Source organism: Aeromonas sp. 95A, from assembly GCF_051919235.1.
GTDB lineage: Bacteria > Pseudomonadota > Gammaproteobacteria > Enterobacterales > Aeromonadaceae > Aeromonas > Aeromonas veronii.
Map to the genome: position 1 here is coordinate 3,034,420 of NZ_JBQBFC010000001.1, position 14,277 is coordinate 3,048,696.

Annotated in this window: 12 protein-coding genes; all 12 read right to left on the reverse strand. The window is 62.6% G+C overall.

The genetic code is table 11. The features are described 5' to 3' along the window. Positions 1-52 precede the first annotated feature (52 nt). Positions 53-370: a nitrite reductase small subunit NirD gene (gene nirD, locus ACTG2U_RS13730; protein WP_257687618.1), complete on the reverse strand. Its 318-nt coding sequence runs from the start codon at positions 368-370 to the stop codon at positions 53-55. Next, on the reverse strand, positions 370-2,916 hold the full coding sequence (nirB, locus tag ACTG2U_RS13735; protein WP_439974617.1) for a nitrite reductase large subunit NirB: 2,547 nt from the start codon (positions 2,914-2,916) through the stop codon (positions 370-372). Before nirB ends, nirD begins: the two co-directional genes overlap by 1 nt. 295 nt (positions 2,917-3,211) lie before the next feature. Continuing rightward, positions 3,212-4,300 carry an ABC transporter permease gene (locus ACTG2U_RS13740; protein WP_439974618.1) on the reverse strand — a complete coding sequence of 363 codons (1,089 nt, stop codon included), beginning with the start codon at positions 4,298-4,300 and terminating at the stop codon, positions 3,212-3,214. Between the two features lie 3 nt (positions 4,301-4,303). Continuing rightward, complete coding sequence (locus tag ACTG2U_RS13745; protein ID WP_439974619.1) at positions 4,304-5,413, reverse strand: ABC transporter permease; 1,110 nt, start codon at positions 5,411-5,413, stop codon at positions 4,304-4,306. Beyond that, positions 5,410-7,179, reverse strand: a complete 1,770-nt coding sequence (locus tag ACTG2U_RS13750; RefSeq protein WP_439974620.1) for an ATP-binding cassette domain-containing protein — start codon at positions 7,177-7,179, stop codon at positions 5,410-5,412. Before ACTG2U_RS13750 ends, ACTG2U_RS13745 begins: the two co-directional genes overlap by 4 nt. After that, entirely contained in the window at positions 7,176-8,144 is a 969-nt protein-coding gene (hlyD, locus tag ACTG2U_RS13755) for a secretion protein HlyD (protein ID WP_439974621.1), read from the reverse strand. Before hlyD ends, ACTG2U_RS13750 begins: the two co-directional genes overlap by 4 nt. 85 nt (positions 8,145-8,229) lie before the next feature. Further along, positions 8,230-8,871: a TetR/AcrR family transcriptional regulator gene (locus tag ACTG2U_RS13760; protein ID WP_439974622.1), complete on the reverse strand. Its 642-nt coding sequence runs from the start codon at positions 8,869-8,871 to the stop codon at positions 8,230-8,232. A gap of 145 nt (positions 8,872-9,016) precedes the next feature. Beyond that, complete coding sequence (locus ACTG2U_RS13765; RefSeq protein WP_236269093.1) at positions 9,017-9,361, reverse strand: hypothetical protein; 345 nt, start codon at positions 9,359-9,361, stop codon at positions 9,017-9,019. A 142-nt stretch (positions 9,362-9,503) separates the two neighbouring features. Further along, positions 9,504-10,832, reverse strand: coding sequence for an HslU--HslV peptidase ATPase subunit (gene hslU / locus ACTG2U_RS13770; RefSeq protein WP_005340773.1), 1,329 nt, complete (start codon positions 10,830-10,832; stop codon positions 9,504-9,506). A 66-nt stretch (positions 10,833-10,898) separates the two neighbouring features. Then, the gene (gene hslV, locus ACTG2U_RS13775; RefSeq protein ID WP_005342555.1) at positions 10,899-11,432 is read right to left on the reverse strand and encodes an ATP-dependent protease subunit HslV; all 534 of its coding nucleotides are present in this window, start codon (positions 11,430-11,432) and stop codon (positions 10,899-10,901) included. Positions 11,433-11,634: 202 nt separating this feature from the next. Further along, entirely contained in the window at positions 11,635-12,480 is an 846-nt protein-coding gene (locus tag ACTG2U_RS13780; RefSeq protein WP_005340771.1) for an SPOR domain-containing protein, read from the reverse strand. A 3-nt stretch (positions 12,481-12,483) separates the two neighbouring features. Beyond that, entirely contained in the window at positions 12,484-14,229 is a 1,746-nt protein-coding gene (gene argS / locus ACTG2U_RS13785) for an arginine--tRNA ligase (protein WP_439974623.1), read from the reverse strand. Positions 14,230-14,277 lie beyond the last annotated feature (48 nt).

Genomic DNA, 14,277 nt, shown 5'->3' on the forward strand with positions numbered 1-14,277 from the left:
GAGTCCTTGAAAGGGCTGCCCACAGGCAGCCCGAAAGAGAGTGAATTTGGCTTTAGACAGCGACCCAGACCTGCTGGCCGCGTACTTCAACGGGATAGCTCTGCACCGACATCGTAGGGTTGTCGAAGCAGTGACCATCGCTCAGGCGAAAGCGCTGCTTCTTGAGCGGGCTGGCGACCCAGAGCTCGCCGTCGTGTTCGCAGATCAGGCCCCGCGACAGCACGTTGGCGGCGAAGAAGGGATCCCGGTTGTCGATGGCGAACACCTCGGCGGCCGCGCTCGGGCGGAACAGGGCGATCTGGCGACCTTCAATGAGTGCACAGACGCCGGTTCCCGGCAGGATGTCGTTGAGTTGGCAGGCAAGTTTCATCATTTGGTTTCCACCTCGATCTGGTAGACGGGGATGCGCTCGGCCGGGGTCGCCGGTCGGTGCTGGTCGCGCTCGGCAACGAACTGAACGTCCGGGTCGCGCTTGTCGCTGTTGATGAAGTGGCTGAATCGCTTGAGTGCCTCCTCTTCGTTGAGGGTGCGCGACCATTCGCACTCGTAGCTGTCGATCAGGGTCTGGATATCGCGCTCCAGCGTCTCGGCCAGCCCCAGCTTGTCGTCGACGATCACCTCGCGCAGGTAGTCGACGCCCCCTTCCAGATTGCCGAGCCAGACCGAGGTGCGCTGCAGTTTGTCGGCGCTGGTGACGTAGAACATCATAAAGCGGTCGATCAGCTTGATGAGGGTCTCGCGGTCGAGGTCAGACGCCAGCAGATCGGCGTGGCGCGGCTTCATGCCGCCGTTGCCGCCCACATAGAGGTTCCAACCCGCATCGGTGGCGATGATGCCGACATCCTTGCCCTGGGCTTCCGCACATTCGCGGGTGCAGCCGGAGACGCCGAACTTCATCTTGTGCGGGGTGCGAATCCCCTTGTAGCGGTTCTCGAGGAAGACCCCGAGGCCAACGCTGTCCTGCACGCCGAAGCGGCACCAGGTGCTGCCGACGCAGGTTTTGGCCATGCGCAGTGCCTTGGCGTAGGCCTGACCGGTCTCGAAACCCGCCGCCAGCAGCTTGCGCCAAATGGCAGGCAGATCATCCTTCTGGGCCCCGAACAGGCCGATGCGCTGGGCGCCGGTGATCTTGGTGTAGAGCTTGTAGTCGCGGGCCACTTCGGCCACCGCCAGCAGCCCCTCCGGAGTCACTTCGCCACCGGCCATGCGCGGGATGACGGAGTAGCTGCCGTCCTTCTGCATGTTGCCGAGGAAGATATCGTTGGTGTCCTGCAACGGGATGTTGCGCGGGCTCAGCACATGCTCGTTCCAGCAGGAGGCGAGGATGGAGCCGACGGTCGGTTTGCACACTTCGCAGCCATAGCCCTGACCGTGTTTGGCCAGCAGCTCGTCGAAGCTCTTGATCCCCTCCACCTTGACCAGATGGAACAGCTCCTGACGGGAGTGGGGGAAGTGGGCGCAGAGGTGGTTGTTGACCTCGATCCCCTGCTTCACCAGCTCGGCGTTGAGCACCTGACTGATGAGCGGCACGCAGCCGCCGCAGCCGGTACCGGCCTTGGTGTGCTGCTTGATGGCGGCAAGGGTGGTGTGACCTTCGGCCACCGCCTGAGCGATGTCGCCTTTGGAGACGTCGAAGCAGGAGCAGATCTGGGCGCTTTCCGGCAGGGCATCCACTCCCAGGGTCGGCTTGGCGCCGGCGTAGGCGGGCAGGATCAGGGTATCCGGGTGGCTCGGTAGCGGCAGGGCGTTGAGCATCATCTGCAGCAGGTTGCCGTAATCTTCCACATCACCCACCAGCACGGCGCCGAGCAATCGGCTGTTGTCTTCGCTCACCACGATCTTCTTATAGACGCCGGCCTGATCGTCCTGAAACACATAGCTGTGGCTGCCCGGGGTGCGACCATGGGCATCGCCGATGGAGCCGACGGAGACGCCGAGCAGCTTGAGCTTGGCGCTCATGTCCGCCCCCTCGAAGCGGCTGTCGTCGCCGAGCAGGTGGTCGACGGTGATCTGGGCCATCTTGTAGCCCGGCGCAACCAGCCCGAAGAAGCGGCCCTGCCAGGCGGCGCACTCGCCGATGGCGTAGATGTCGGGGTCGGAGGTGAGGCAGTGATCGTCGATGACGATGCCGCCGCGCTCGGCGATGGCGAGATCACCGTAGCGGCCCAAGGTATCTTGCGGGCGAATGCCGGTGGAGAAGACCACCACATCCACTTCCAGCTGGCTGCCATCGGCAAAGGCGAGGCGGTGTTTCGCCTGCTCGCCGCCATGCATCAGGATCTCGCTGGTGCTCTTGCTGGTGTGTACCTGCACGCCCATGGATTCAATCTTGCGGCGCAGCAGCTGGCCGCCCTGACCGTCGAGCTGCTCGGCCATCAGTACCGGAGCAAATTCCACCACGTGGGTCTCGAGGCCCAGTGCCTTGAGGGCGCCGGCGGCTTCGAGGCCAAGCAGGCCGCCCCCGATCACCACCCCGCTCTTGCCACTCCTGGCGGCGCTGCGGATGGCTTTCAGATCCTCGATGGTGCGATAGACGAAGCACTCGTGGTGCTGACTGCCCGCAATGGGCGGCACCCAGGGGTAGGAGCCGGTGGCCAGCACCAGCTTGTCGTACCCGACCACAGTGCCCTTGTTGGAGTGCACTTCGCGGGTGGCCCTGTCGATTTTTTTCACCGCTTCGCCGAGCAGCAGGCGGATGCCATGCTTGTCGTAGAAGCCGGGTTTGACGAGGGAGAGATCTTCGCTGGTGTGATGGGAGAAGTAGGAGGAGAGGTGGACGCGATCGTAGGCGGGACGGGGTTCTGCACCGAAGACGGTGATCTCGTAGCGGCCCGGCTCGGCCCGCTCGATCAACTCTTCGATGAAGCGGTGCCCCACCATGCCGTTGCCCACAACGACCAGTCTGACTTTGCTCATGATTGCCTCTAGTTTGGAGTAATAAAACATCATTCTGGGGCTAGGCTACCCAGTCAGTCGGGGCGGGCAATTGATGCAAATCAAGTGTCTATTTATATATCTCGTCAGGGGTAATTCGATAAAATTCAAAGATATACAAAAATAGGTATACCAGTTGATGATTCCTGTACTGGCTTTGGGTGAGGGATGGTGGAGAGCAAGAGCGCTTTAGCAAAAGCCGGGGAGTGAAAACTTCTGGCGGAAAAAGCCGATCTCGCACTGGGCGAGACCGGCATCAGCCGAGCAAGGCGGCGTGTCAGGCGATATGGCGGCGGAACATGGAGAACGCCAGCGACAGGGTGACGCCGGCGATGGCGAGCAGTGGCCAGAGCAGGGGCCAGGAGGCCGACCAGTCGAACCCCTTGAGGAAGACCCCCTTGAGCAGCACGATGAAGTGGGTGAGGGGGTCGATGGCCGCCAGCCACTGGAACACCTGCGGCATGTTCTCCACCGGCGAGATGTAGCCCGAGAGGATCACCGCCGGTACGGTGAAGGAGAAGACCCCGAGAAAGGCCTGCTGCTGGGTCGAGCAGAACGACGAGATGAAGAGCCCGATCCCGGCCAGTGCCAGCCCGTAGCAGACCATGCCCGCCATCAGCAGGCTGAGGCTGCCGGCAAAGGGGAGGTGAAAGACAAAACGGGCGGCCAGCGCGACTATGCACCCTTGTCCCACCGCCACCATGATGCCGGGCACCACCTTGCCCGCCATGATCCAGCCCGCGGTGAGGGGGGAGACCAGCAGCTGATCGAAGGTGCCCTCTTCCCGTTCCCGTGCGACCGAGAGGGCGGTGACAATCAGGCAGCCGGTGGTGGTGATGATAGCTACCAGTGCAGGCAGGATATGCCAGTGGAACTCGACGTTGGGGTTGTAGAGGTTACGTACCGCCAGCTCGGGTTGCCCCTTGCCCTCACTTTGCCAGCGGGCGATCACCTGACTGATGTAGCCCGCCGCCACCTGACCGCCGTTGGAGCGACGGCCATCGATAATCAGCCGCACCTTGGCCGGTTCGCCCCGCGCCAGCCGACGCGAGAAATCCCCCGGAATAATCAGCCCGAGCAGTGCCTGCTGCCCGGTGATGGCCTCGGTCATGCCCGCCTCGCCCTGCACCGGGATTATGGTGGTAAAGGCGGGCATATGGGTGAGGCGCTCCAGCAGCTCGCGGCTCTGGGCACCGCCATCCTGGTTGTAGATGGCCAGCGTGTTGCCGGTCACCTCCAGGGTGGCGGCGAACGGGAAGAGGGCGGTTTGCAGCAGCACCGGCATGATGAGCAGAAAGCGCCCCTGGGTATTGCCCATCAGGGCCTGCAGCTCTTTTCGGATCAGCCACCAGAGTCGGATCAGCATGGGTTACTCCAGAGTGCGCCGCGTCTTGCGGGCGGTCAGGGCCAGCCAGAAACCCGCCAGCAGCAGCAGACAGAAACCGTTGACCAGCAGGATCGAGAAGACGCTGCCCGCCTGATAGAGGGTTTGCAAGGAGCTTGCGAAGTAACGGGCCGGAATGAGGTGGGTGATGGCCCGCAGCAGCGGTGGCATGCTGGCGATCTCGAACACGAAACCCGACAGCATCACCGCGGGCAGAAACGCGGCGATCAGCGCCGCCTGCGCGGCGTTGAACTGGCTGCGCATCACGGTGGAGAGAAACAGCCCGAGCCCGAGGGCGCTGCCGAGAAAGACGCTGGTGACCAGAAAGAGCAGCAGTAGGGAGCCGCGCCATGGCACGCCCATCACCGCCACCGAGAAGAGCAGGCAGAGCAGCATGGCGATGATGCCAAGGCCATAGTAGGGCAACAGCTTGGAGAGCAGCAGCTCCCCCTTGGTGACCGGGGTGGCGAGCAGCGCCTCCATGGTGCCGCGCTCCCACTCCCGCGCCACCACCAGCGAGGTGAGCAGGGCGCCTATGATGGTCATCACCACCGCAATGGAGCCCGGCACCAGAAAGTTGCGGCTCACCAGCGCCGGATTGAACCAGGCGCGGCTCTCTATCGACACCTGCATGGCGACCCCCTCGCCAGCGAGCCATCCCTGCCAGATCCCCTGCACATAGTTGGTGACGAAGTTGGCGGTGTTGGGCTCGGAGCTGTCGGTCAGCAGCAGTGCCTGCGGCGTGCCATTGCCCTGACCGGCCATAGTGCGGGAGAAGTCGTCATCGATCACCAGCAGGCCGCGGATCTCGCCACGGGCCAGACTGGCGAGCAGGGACTCCTTGCTCGGGCCGCTGTGGATCTCCAGCGCGGTAGAGCCGCGCAGGGCCTGCTCCAGCCGCACCGCCGGGGCGCCGCTGTCGGTACGCCAGATGCCGAGGCGCAAATGGTCCACATCCAGATTGATGGCGTAACCCATCACTACCAGCAGTACCACCGGCATGATGAAGGCGATGAGGATGCTGCTCGGGTCACGGACGATTTGCAGCGTCTCCTTGCGGCAGAGGGCCAGCAGTCGCCGACGGTTGATGCTCATGCGTCCTCCTCGCTGGCCCGCTCGACCAGAGTGATAAAGGCCTCTTCCATTGTTGGCAAAGAACAGGTCGGCAAGGAGCCGGTTGGCAAAGAGGTCGCCGCCTCTTTGGCGGCCAGCCCCTTGAGATCGTCCGGGGTGCCGAGCGCCAGCAGCTTGCCGCGATAGATGAGGGCGATGCGGTCGCAATACTCCGCCTCATCCATAAAGTGGGTGGTGACCAGCACGGTGACGCCGTGGTCGGCCAGCGCGTTGATGTGCGACCAGAACTCGCGCCGGGTTACCGGATCGACCCCGGATGTGGGCTCGTCGAGAAACAGCAGCGGCGGTTCGTGCAGCAGGGCGCAGGCCAGCGACAAGCGCTGGCGCAGGCCGAGCGGCAGGGATTCCGCCTTCTGATCGAGCCAGGGGGTGAGGGCAAAAGCGGCCACCATGGCGTCGATCCGCGTCTGCTGGTGGCGGCCAAACAGGCCGTAGATACCAGCGAAGAAGGAGAGATTCTGGGCCACGGTGAGCTGCTTGTAGAGGGAGAACTTCTGCGCCATGTAGCCGAGGCGCTGGCGCGCCGCTGAGGGGCTATGGGCCAGATCGATGCCGGTCACCAGCGCCTGTCCCTCGCTCGGGCGCAGCAGGCCGCACTCCATCTTGAAGGTGGTGGACTTGCCCGCCCCGTTGGGGCCGAGCAGGCCGAAGATCTCGCCGCGGCGTACCGCAAAGCTGACATCATCGGTGGCGGCAAAATCGCCGAACCGCTTGGTGAGGTGGCGCGCCTCGATCACCGCCTCGGGGGAGACCCCCTGCGGCAGTTCGGCTTCCCGCATCCCGGCCGCCAGACTCGACTCCCCGCCGGGGCCGCCGCCGAGCAGGTCGATAAAGGCATCCTCCAGCCGGGGCTGAGCCGGTTGAAAGGCGCCGTTGGTCAATTGCAGCTCCGCCAGCGGCGGGGGCGTCATGCCCGGGTGCAGCAGCAGGCGAACCCGCTCCCCCGCCACAGCGCCATCCATCACTGCCGGGTGAGCCAGTGCCCGGCGCAGCAGGGCGCGTCGCTCGCGGCCATCCAGTTGCCCCGCCTCCAGCAGCCAGCAGCGGCTGGCCATGGCCCCCATCAGATCGGCTGGCGTGCCGCTGGTGCGCACCTCGCCATCTGCCATCAGCAGCACGTGGTCGCACAGCTCTGCCTCGTCGAGATAGGCGGTACTCCAGAGCACCGTCATCCCCCCCTTGGCCAGCTCCCGCACCATCTGCCAGAGGGCGCGGCGGGAGATGGGATCGACCCCGACCCCCGGTTCGTCGAGCAGCAGCACATCCGGGGTGCCGAGCAGGGCGCAGGCCAGACCGAGTTTCTGCTTCATCCCGCCAGAGAGCTTGCCTGCCGGTCGTGCTGTGAAGCGGGCGAGATCGGTGAAGGCGAGCAGCCGCGCGAAGGTGGGCGTGCGTTCGGGCTCCAGTACGCCGCGCAGGTCAGCGTAGAGGGTGAGGTTCTCCAGCACGCTGAGATCCTCGTAGAGGCCGAACTGCTGGGGCATGTAGCCGAGGCGCTGGCGCAGCAGATCCCCCTCGCTCACCGGATCCAGCCCCAGCACCCGGATGGTGCCCGCTTCGGGGATCAGCAGACCGGCCAGCAGGCGCAGCAGGGTGCTCTTGCCCGCGCCGTCGGGGCCGACCAGCCCGGTGATGCCGCCAGCCGGAATGGTGGCGGAGATGGCGTTGAGGGCGACCCGCTCGCCAAAGCGTTTGGTGAGCCCCTCAAGGGAGATGGCGCAGCTCATGGCGCCAGCCTGACGGTGACCGGCATCCCTTGGCGCAGGGCCGGGTCGGGATCCTGCACCACGATGCGCAGCCGATAGACGAGGTGGGTGCGCAGATCCGGCGTCTCCACCGATTTCGGGGTGAACTCGGCGGTCGGTGAGACAAAGCCCACCACCCCGTGATAGGGCTGATCCGACCGCGAGTCGGTGGTAAGGGTCACCTTGGCTCCGCTCGGGAAGTGGCCGAGCCAGGGCTCCTCCACATAGGCGCGCACCCAGACCGGCGCGGTCAGGGAGAGGTTGAAGGCGGTCGCTCCGCTTTGCACCATGCTGCCATTCTCGATGGCGCGGCTGATGATGATGCCGTCGCTGGGGGCGGTCAGGCTGGCATCCGCCAGCGCCAGTTCGGCACTGGCGAGCGCCGCTTTGGCCCCTTCCAGCTGGGCATCGGACTGGGCGATTTCCTCCGGGCGGTAGCCGGTTTCGAGCTGGGCGAGCTGTTCGCGGGCGGAGCGTACCTGCGCCCGGGTCTGATCCCGCTGGGAGCGGGCGGTATCGAGCTGACCGCGGGAGATGGCGCCGGTGGCTGCCAATGCGCTCTGGCGGCGCCACTGCTGGTCGGCCTCCAGCGCAGCGGCTTCGGCGGCGGCCAGTGCGGCCCGGGCGCGGTCGGTCTCTTCGCTGCGATAGCCTTTGTGGATCAAGGTGTTGGCGGCCGTGAGCGCAGCCAGATTGGCGCGGGCGCTGTCGCGGCTATGGGTGAGGGGAACCGGATCGAGGCGGGCCAGCAGTTGACCGGCTTTTACCCTATCCCCCTCATCGACCAGCACCTGATCGACGCGTCCGCTGACCCGAAAGGCCAGATTGACGTCGCGAATATCGACGTTGCCGTAGAGGATGGAGCCGTCGGCGGGTCGCCCCTGCCACCAGAGGTAGCCACCGATAACGGTTAGCAGCAGGGCCACGATTGCAATGCGTTGCTTCATACCACTTCTCCTTGAGGATGGCTCTGCAACCAGAGGTCACCACTGAGAACGGCCAGCAGCAGAGCTACCATCGCGATGCATTGTTTCATGCTGCTTTTCCTTCTTTCATATTGGTGGGGCGCAGGCCGCGCAGGGCCCATACCAGCCGCTGTCTGGCGGCCTCGGGGTTGTCTATCTGGCTGATAAAGGGGGCGGCCTGTTCAGGCAGCCAGCCGAGCTGACGACCGCTGCCAGCGATCACCAGCGGCAGGCCGACCGACCCCATGATGAAGATCATCAGCTGGAGCGGGTGACCCGCGACCAGCGACCCTTCCGCCTGTGCCATCCGTACCTGCTCGATCAGCAGCAGGGGATGGCGGCGCGGCAGGCTGAGCAGAAAGCGCTGGGCCGCCCCTTCACCCGCCAGCGCATCGCCAAACAGGTGGTTGATAAAGCCGCGCTGGCGTGCCACCAGCCCGATCAGCGCCTCCATGGTGGCCTCGAACATGGCAATGGCAGAGGGGTAGGAGCCTTTGGCTGCCACCGCCTTGAGCTCGTCATAGAGGGGGGCATACCAGAGCTCGACCAGCTCGTCGATAAAGGCGTCGCGGTTGCCGAAGTGGTAGACGAAGGAGCCGAGGTTCACCTCTGCCGCCGCCGCCAGCTCGCGCACCGTCAGGCCGCGCAGCCCCTTCTCGGTGGCGATGGCGAGGCCGGTATCGAGCAGTTTCTGCCGGGTTGGATTCATCTTTCTGGTTCCTGTTGCACAGATTGTGATCTGATTTATACGTATGTATAAATCAATTGCACAGAAGTAGACAGATCTTTTTTTGAGCGAATTTCAGCGGAGATGAAAAGGACGCCTCCACATAGGGAGGCGTCCATGATGTCGCTTATTGGCTGGTGTCCCAGTCAGGAAACTCGAGATACCAAGTGTCGTGGGTATTGCCGACAATAGAACCACGTTTACCGATCTTTTTTCTTAATGTAGCGATGCAAGCAGATTCAAAATCCAAGCTGTATCTTCTTTGCCGAGATATTGAGTCAAGCCATTGCCAATCGCTGCTGCCTGGATTGATGCTCAGGCGAATTTTTTGTCCTGAGCCTCCGAGTTGGATTACTCCGCCACCCTGTGATCTGCTCAAAATAAGTGGCACAAGGGGGTCGTCCTCATGGATCTCAATGAAATCAATCTGACGACCATTCACTGTCACAATATCCGGTTCACGTTCAGTCATTGGCATGCTCCATTAGATAGGAAAACCAATAATATCAGTGCTTTAGTTGACAGTCTCGTCAATGACTGGAGAGGGTGGTTAGGGGCTTAAAATGCAAAACGCCCCCATTTCTGGAGGCGTTTTTTTACAAACAGAACTGCGCTTACAGAATAAAGCGGCTCAGATCCTCATCCTCGACAAGCGCACCGAGGTGGGCGTTGACGTAGTCGGTGTCGATGACAAAGGTCTCGCCGGACTTCTCGGAGGCGTCGTAGGAGATATCTTCCATCAGGCGCTCCATCACGGTGTGCAGACGGCGGGCCCCGATGTTCTCGGTACGCTCGTTAACCTGCCAGGCCGCTTCGGCCAGACGGCGGATGCCATCCTTGGTGAACTCGATGTTGACCCCTTCGGTGGCCATCAGCGCCTTGTACTGATCGGTCAGGGAGGCGTTCGGTTCGGTCAGAATCCGCTCGAAGTCATCTGTGGTCAGGGCTGTCAGCTCGACCCGGATCGGCAGACGGCCCTGCAGCTCGGGGATGAGATCTGACGGCTTGGCGATCTGGAAGGCGCCGGAGGCGACAAACAGTATGTGATCGGTCTTGACCATGCCGTGCTTGGTGTTGACGGTGCAGCCCTCGACCAGCGGCAGCAGGTCGCGTTGTACCCCTTCACGGGAGACATCGGGGCCCGAGCTCTCGCCGCGCTTGCAGATCTTGTCGATCTCGTCGAGGAAGACGATGCCGTTGTTCTCGACCGCTGCGATCGCTTTCTGCTTCAGCTCTTCCGGATTGACCAGACGGGCTGCTTCCTCTTCGATCAGCGCCTTCATGGCCTCTTTGACCTTGATCTTGCGCTTCTTCTTCTGGTTCTGGCCCAGATTCTGGAACAGTCCCTGCAGCTGGTTGGCCATCTCTTCCATGCCCGGTGGGGTCATGATTTCGACGCCCATCGGGGAGGCGGAGAGCTCCAGCTCGATCTCCTTGTCATCCAGCTGACCTTCCCGCAGTTTCTTGCGGAAGATCTGGCGGGTGTTGGAGTTGTCGGCTTTCTCTTCCTCACCCCAGGTGTTGCGCGGGTTGGGCAGCAGGGCGTCGAGGATGCGCTCTTCGGCGGCTTCCTCGGCGCGGTATTTCATCTTCTCCATCTCGGTTTCGCGCACCAGCTTGATGGCGGCATCGGTCAGATCGCGGATGATGCTGTCCACTTCCTTGCCGACATAGCCCACTTCGGTGAACTTGGTCGCTTCCACCTTGATGAAGGGGGCGTTGGCCAGCTTGGCCAGACGACGGGCAATCTCGGTCTTGCCGACACCGGTCGGGCCGATCATCAGGATGTTTTTCGGGGTCACTTCATGGCGCATCTCTTCGTTGAGCTGCATCCGGCGCCAGCGGTTGCGCAGGGCAACGGCAACGGCGCGCTTGGCATCGGCCTGACCAATGATGTGTCTGTCCAGCTCGTGGACGATTTCTCTCGGGGTCATCTCGGACATGATGGTGTTCCTGTATCCGGGGCGGGCAGTGCCCACCCCTTGGGAAATTGGGTTTGGCTGGCGGCCTTATTTGGCGGCGTAGTCCAGCACTTCGATGGTGTGGTTGCCGTTGGTGAAGACGCAGATGTCGCCCGCAATCTTGAGGGACTTCTCGACAATGGTCCTGGCATCCAGCTCGGTGTTTTCCAGCAGCGCGATGGCGGCGGACTGGGCGAAGTTGCCACCGCTGCCGATGGCGATGAGATCGTGCTCCGGCTGCACCACGTCACCGTTGCCGGTGATGATGAAGGATTTGTGTTCGTCGGCCACGGCCAGCAGCGCTTCGAGGCGGCGCAGGGCGCGATCGGTGCGCCAATCTTTGGCCAGCGCCACGGCGGCGCGCTCCAGATTACCCTGATGGGCCTGCAGTTTTGCTTCGAAACGTTCGAGTAGGGTGAATGCGTCGGCGGTACCGCCAGCGAAACCGGCCAGCACCTTGCCGTTGTAGAGACGATGAACCTTGCGGGCGTTGCCCTTCATGACGGTGTTGCCAAGAGAGACCTGGCCATCGCCACCGATGACGACCTGACCGTTGCGGCGAACTGAAACTATGGTAGTCACTTTACTTACCTCGCTTGAGCCGAATGACGGCCTGACTGTGCATGGCAAGAAAGATGGGGATGGCAAACGGGCTTTTCAACCCTGCCCTTGGTCGGGATAAACGGGGTAGTAAAGAGCGTGGGTGCGAGTGACACCAAAAGAAGTGACACCAAAAGAACAGGGCCGGGTGTTGCCACCCGGCCCTGCGTCATCGGTAAGCGGATTACCCTTTCTTGGGAATGCAGCCGCTGATGCCGGAGCTCTGCAGCTTGCTGTTGGCCGCGTCGGCGGCCGCCTTGCCGTTGAAGGGGCCCACCATCACCTTGTAGACGGTGCCGTTGGCGCCATTGATCACCTGCAGGCTGGAAGAGAGGCCGGCGGTGAAGGCGATACGCGCCTTGAGCGACTCTGCGGAATCCTGCGAGCGCAGGGCGGCGCACTGCATCATATAGCGACCGCTGTCGGCGGCTGCGGTCTGGGCTGGCGGGGTGGCCGCTTTGGCCTTGGCCGCTTCGGCGCGCTCCCGTTCCAGCTCGGCACGGATCTCCCGCTCCATCCGTTCCCGCTCTGCCTTGCGGTCGATCACCTGCTCTTGCGCGCTGGCAACCGGTGCTCCGGAGGTGGAAGGGGTGGTCGCCGGATTGGGCTGATAGGGCTTGGGCTGGCCGATGGGCGTTCCCGGTTGGGGAATGTCGGTCGGCACCGGCTGTGGCAGTTTTTCCGGTTGCAGGGTCATGGTATCTGCCGGTGGTGGCGGCAGCACACCCGGCTGGGTCGGCGGCTCTATGATATCGACCTGCTTGTTCTCAAGCCGTTCGATGTAGCTCCACTTCTCCTGAGGCAGCCCGTTATTCTGCGCTTTTGGCTTGTTGGCCTTTACCTGCTCCTCAATGGTGGGGGCGTCGTTGCCCTTGCCATTGATCATGTAAAGGAAGCCACCAAAGCCTGCCAGCAGTGCCACGACCAGCAGCACTGGAATAACAGGAAAGCGGCGAGGGGCCGCTTTCTTGGTATTGCGGCCACCCGCCCGACGTCGCGGGCGGCTGCCGACATAATCCCGGGTTGCCATCTATTACATGCGCTCCAGGGTATGGATGCCCAGTACGCCGAGGCCCAGCTTCAGCACCTTGGCGGTGGCGGCGCACAGCAGCAGACGGCTCTGACGGGTCGCTTCGTCCACGCCATCCTTGTTGATCGGGCAGGCTTCATAGAAGGTCATGAAGTTGCCGGACAACTCGTACAGGTAGGTACAGAGCAGGTGCGGCATGCCTTTTTCGGCCACGCCGTTAACCGCGTCGGAGAACTGGATCAGCTTCTGGGCCAGCACCTCTTCGGCCTCTTCGTTCAGGGTCACGTTGCCGGTCAGCGTTTCGGCATCGATGTTGGCCTTGCGGAAGATGGACTGGATACGGGTGTAGGCGTACTGCAGGTAAGGGGCAGTGTTGCCTTCAAAGGAGAGCATCAGATCCCAGTCGAAGATGTAGTCGGTAGTACGGTTCTTGGAGAGATCCGCATACTTGACCGCGCCCATGGCGATGGCGTTGACCACGTTGGCCTTCTCTTCGGCAGAGAGGTCGCTGTTGCGGCTCTCCAGCAGGGCGGCGGCGCGCTCTTCGGCCTCGTTCAGCAGGTCAACCAGCTTGACGGTGCCACCGGAACGGGTCTTGTAGGGACGACCATCCTTGCCCAGCATCATGCCGAAAGCGTGGTGCTCGAGCGGTACGGATTCCGGCACATAGCCCGCCTTGCGGGTGATGGTCCAGGCCTGCATCAGGTGCTGGTGCTGACGGGAGTCGATGAAGTACATGACACGGTCGGCACCCAGGGTTTCATAACGGTATTTGGCACAGGCGATGTCGGTGGTGGTGTAGAGGAAACCGCCATCGCTCTTCTGGATGATGACGCCCATGGCCTCGCCATCCTTGTTCTTGAACTCGTCCAGGAAGACAACGGTGGCGCCTTCGCTCTCGACCGCCAGCCCCTTGGCTTTCAGGTCGGCAACGATCTCCGGCAGCATGTCGTTGTACATGGACTCGCCCATGATGTCCTTGTTGGTCAGTGAGACATTCAGGCGGTCATAGTTGATCTGGTTCTGTTCCATGGTCATGTCGACCAGCTTCTTCCACATGGTACGGCAGTACTCATCGCCGCCCTGCAGCTTGACCACGTAATTACGGGCGCGCTCGGCGAAGGCTTCGTCTTCGTCGTAGCAACGCTTGGCCTGGGTGTAGAAGGCTTCCAGATCCTTGAGCGCCATGTCACTGGCGTGTTCGTTGGACATCTTCTCCAGATAGGCGATCAGCATGCCGAACTGGGTACCCCAGTCACCGATGTGGTTGGCACGGATCACTTTGTGGCCGAGGAATTCCAGCGCGCGCGCAGCCACGTCACCGAGTACGGTGGAGCGGATGTGGTGCACCGCCATCTCTTTGGCCACGTTGGGGGCAGAGTAGTCCACCACCACGGTTTGTGGCGCGGGCAACCGTACGTTGGCGTTGGCAGAGGTCACCATGGCCTCGACCTGACCGGCCAGCCAGTGCTGGTCGAAGAAGAAGTTGATGAAGCCGGGGCCGGCGATCTCGACCTTGGCGATCAGGTCGGAGGCAGGCAGGTGCTCGATGATGGCCGCTGCCAGCTCACGGGGATTCTTGCGGGCCGGTTTGGCCAGCAGCATGGCCAGGTTGGTAGCCAGGTCGCCGTGAGCTTTTTCCTTGCATCGGTCTACTTGCACGCGGGCTTCCAGGTCCGCCGGCAGGACGCCTGCTGACTTGAGATTGGCTACCGTTTGTTCAAGTAGATGATGAATATGCTCTTTCATAACTGACCACCAAGGTTGCGCGTCGAAAAATGACTGATATATAAGGGC

What these genes read in the sequence shown, in the direction of transcription:
- nirD (WP_257687618.1), bottom strand. Translation starts at nt 370, where the DNA reads ATGAAACTTGCCTGCCAACTCAACGACATCCTGCCGGGAACCGGCGTC.
- nirB (WP_439974617.1), bottom strand. Translation starts at nt 2,916, where the DNA reads ATGAGCAAAGTCAGACTGGTCGTTGTGGGCAACGGCATGGTGGGGCAC.
- ACTG2U_RS13740 (WP_439974618.1), bottom strand. Translation starts at nt 4,300, where the DNA reads ATGCTGATCCGACTCTGGTGGCTGATCCGAAAAGAGCTGCAGGCCCTG.
- ACTG2U_RS13745 (WP_439974619.1), bottom strand. Translation starts at nt 5,413, where the DNA reads ATGAGCATCAACCGTCGGCGACTGCTGGCCCTCTGCCGCAAGGAGACG.
- ACTG2U_RS13750 (WP_439974620.1), bottom strand. Translation starts at nt 7,179, where the DNA reads ATGAGCTGCGCCATCTCCCTTGAGGGGCTCACCAAACGCTTTGGCGAG.
- hlyD (WP_439974621.1), bottom strand. Translation starts at nt 8,144, where the DNA reads ATGAAGCAACGCATTGCAATCGTGGCCCTGCTGCTAACCGTTATCGGT.
- ACTG2U_RS13760 (WP_439974622.1), bottom strand. Translation starts at nt 8,871, where the DNA reads ATGAATCCAACCCGGCAGAAACTGCTCGATACCGGCCTCGCCATCGCC.
- ACTG2U_RS13765 (WP_236269093.1), bottom strand. Translation starts at nt 9,361, where the DNA reads ATGACTGAACGTGAACCGGATATTGTGACAGTGAATGGTCGTCAGATT.
- hslU (WP_005340773.1), bottom strand. Translation starts at nt 10,832, where the DNA reads ATGTCCGAGATGACCCCGAGAGAAATCGTCCACGAGCTGGACAGACAC.
- ACTG2U_RS13780 (WP_005340771.1), bottom strand. Translation starts at nt 12,480, where the DNA reads ATGGCAACCCGGGATTATGTCGGCAGCCGCCCGCGACGTCGGGCGGGT.
- argS (WP_439974623.1), bottom strand. Translation starts at nt 14,229, where the DNA reads ATGAAAGAGCATATTCATCATCTACTTGAACAAACGGTAGCCAATCTC.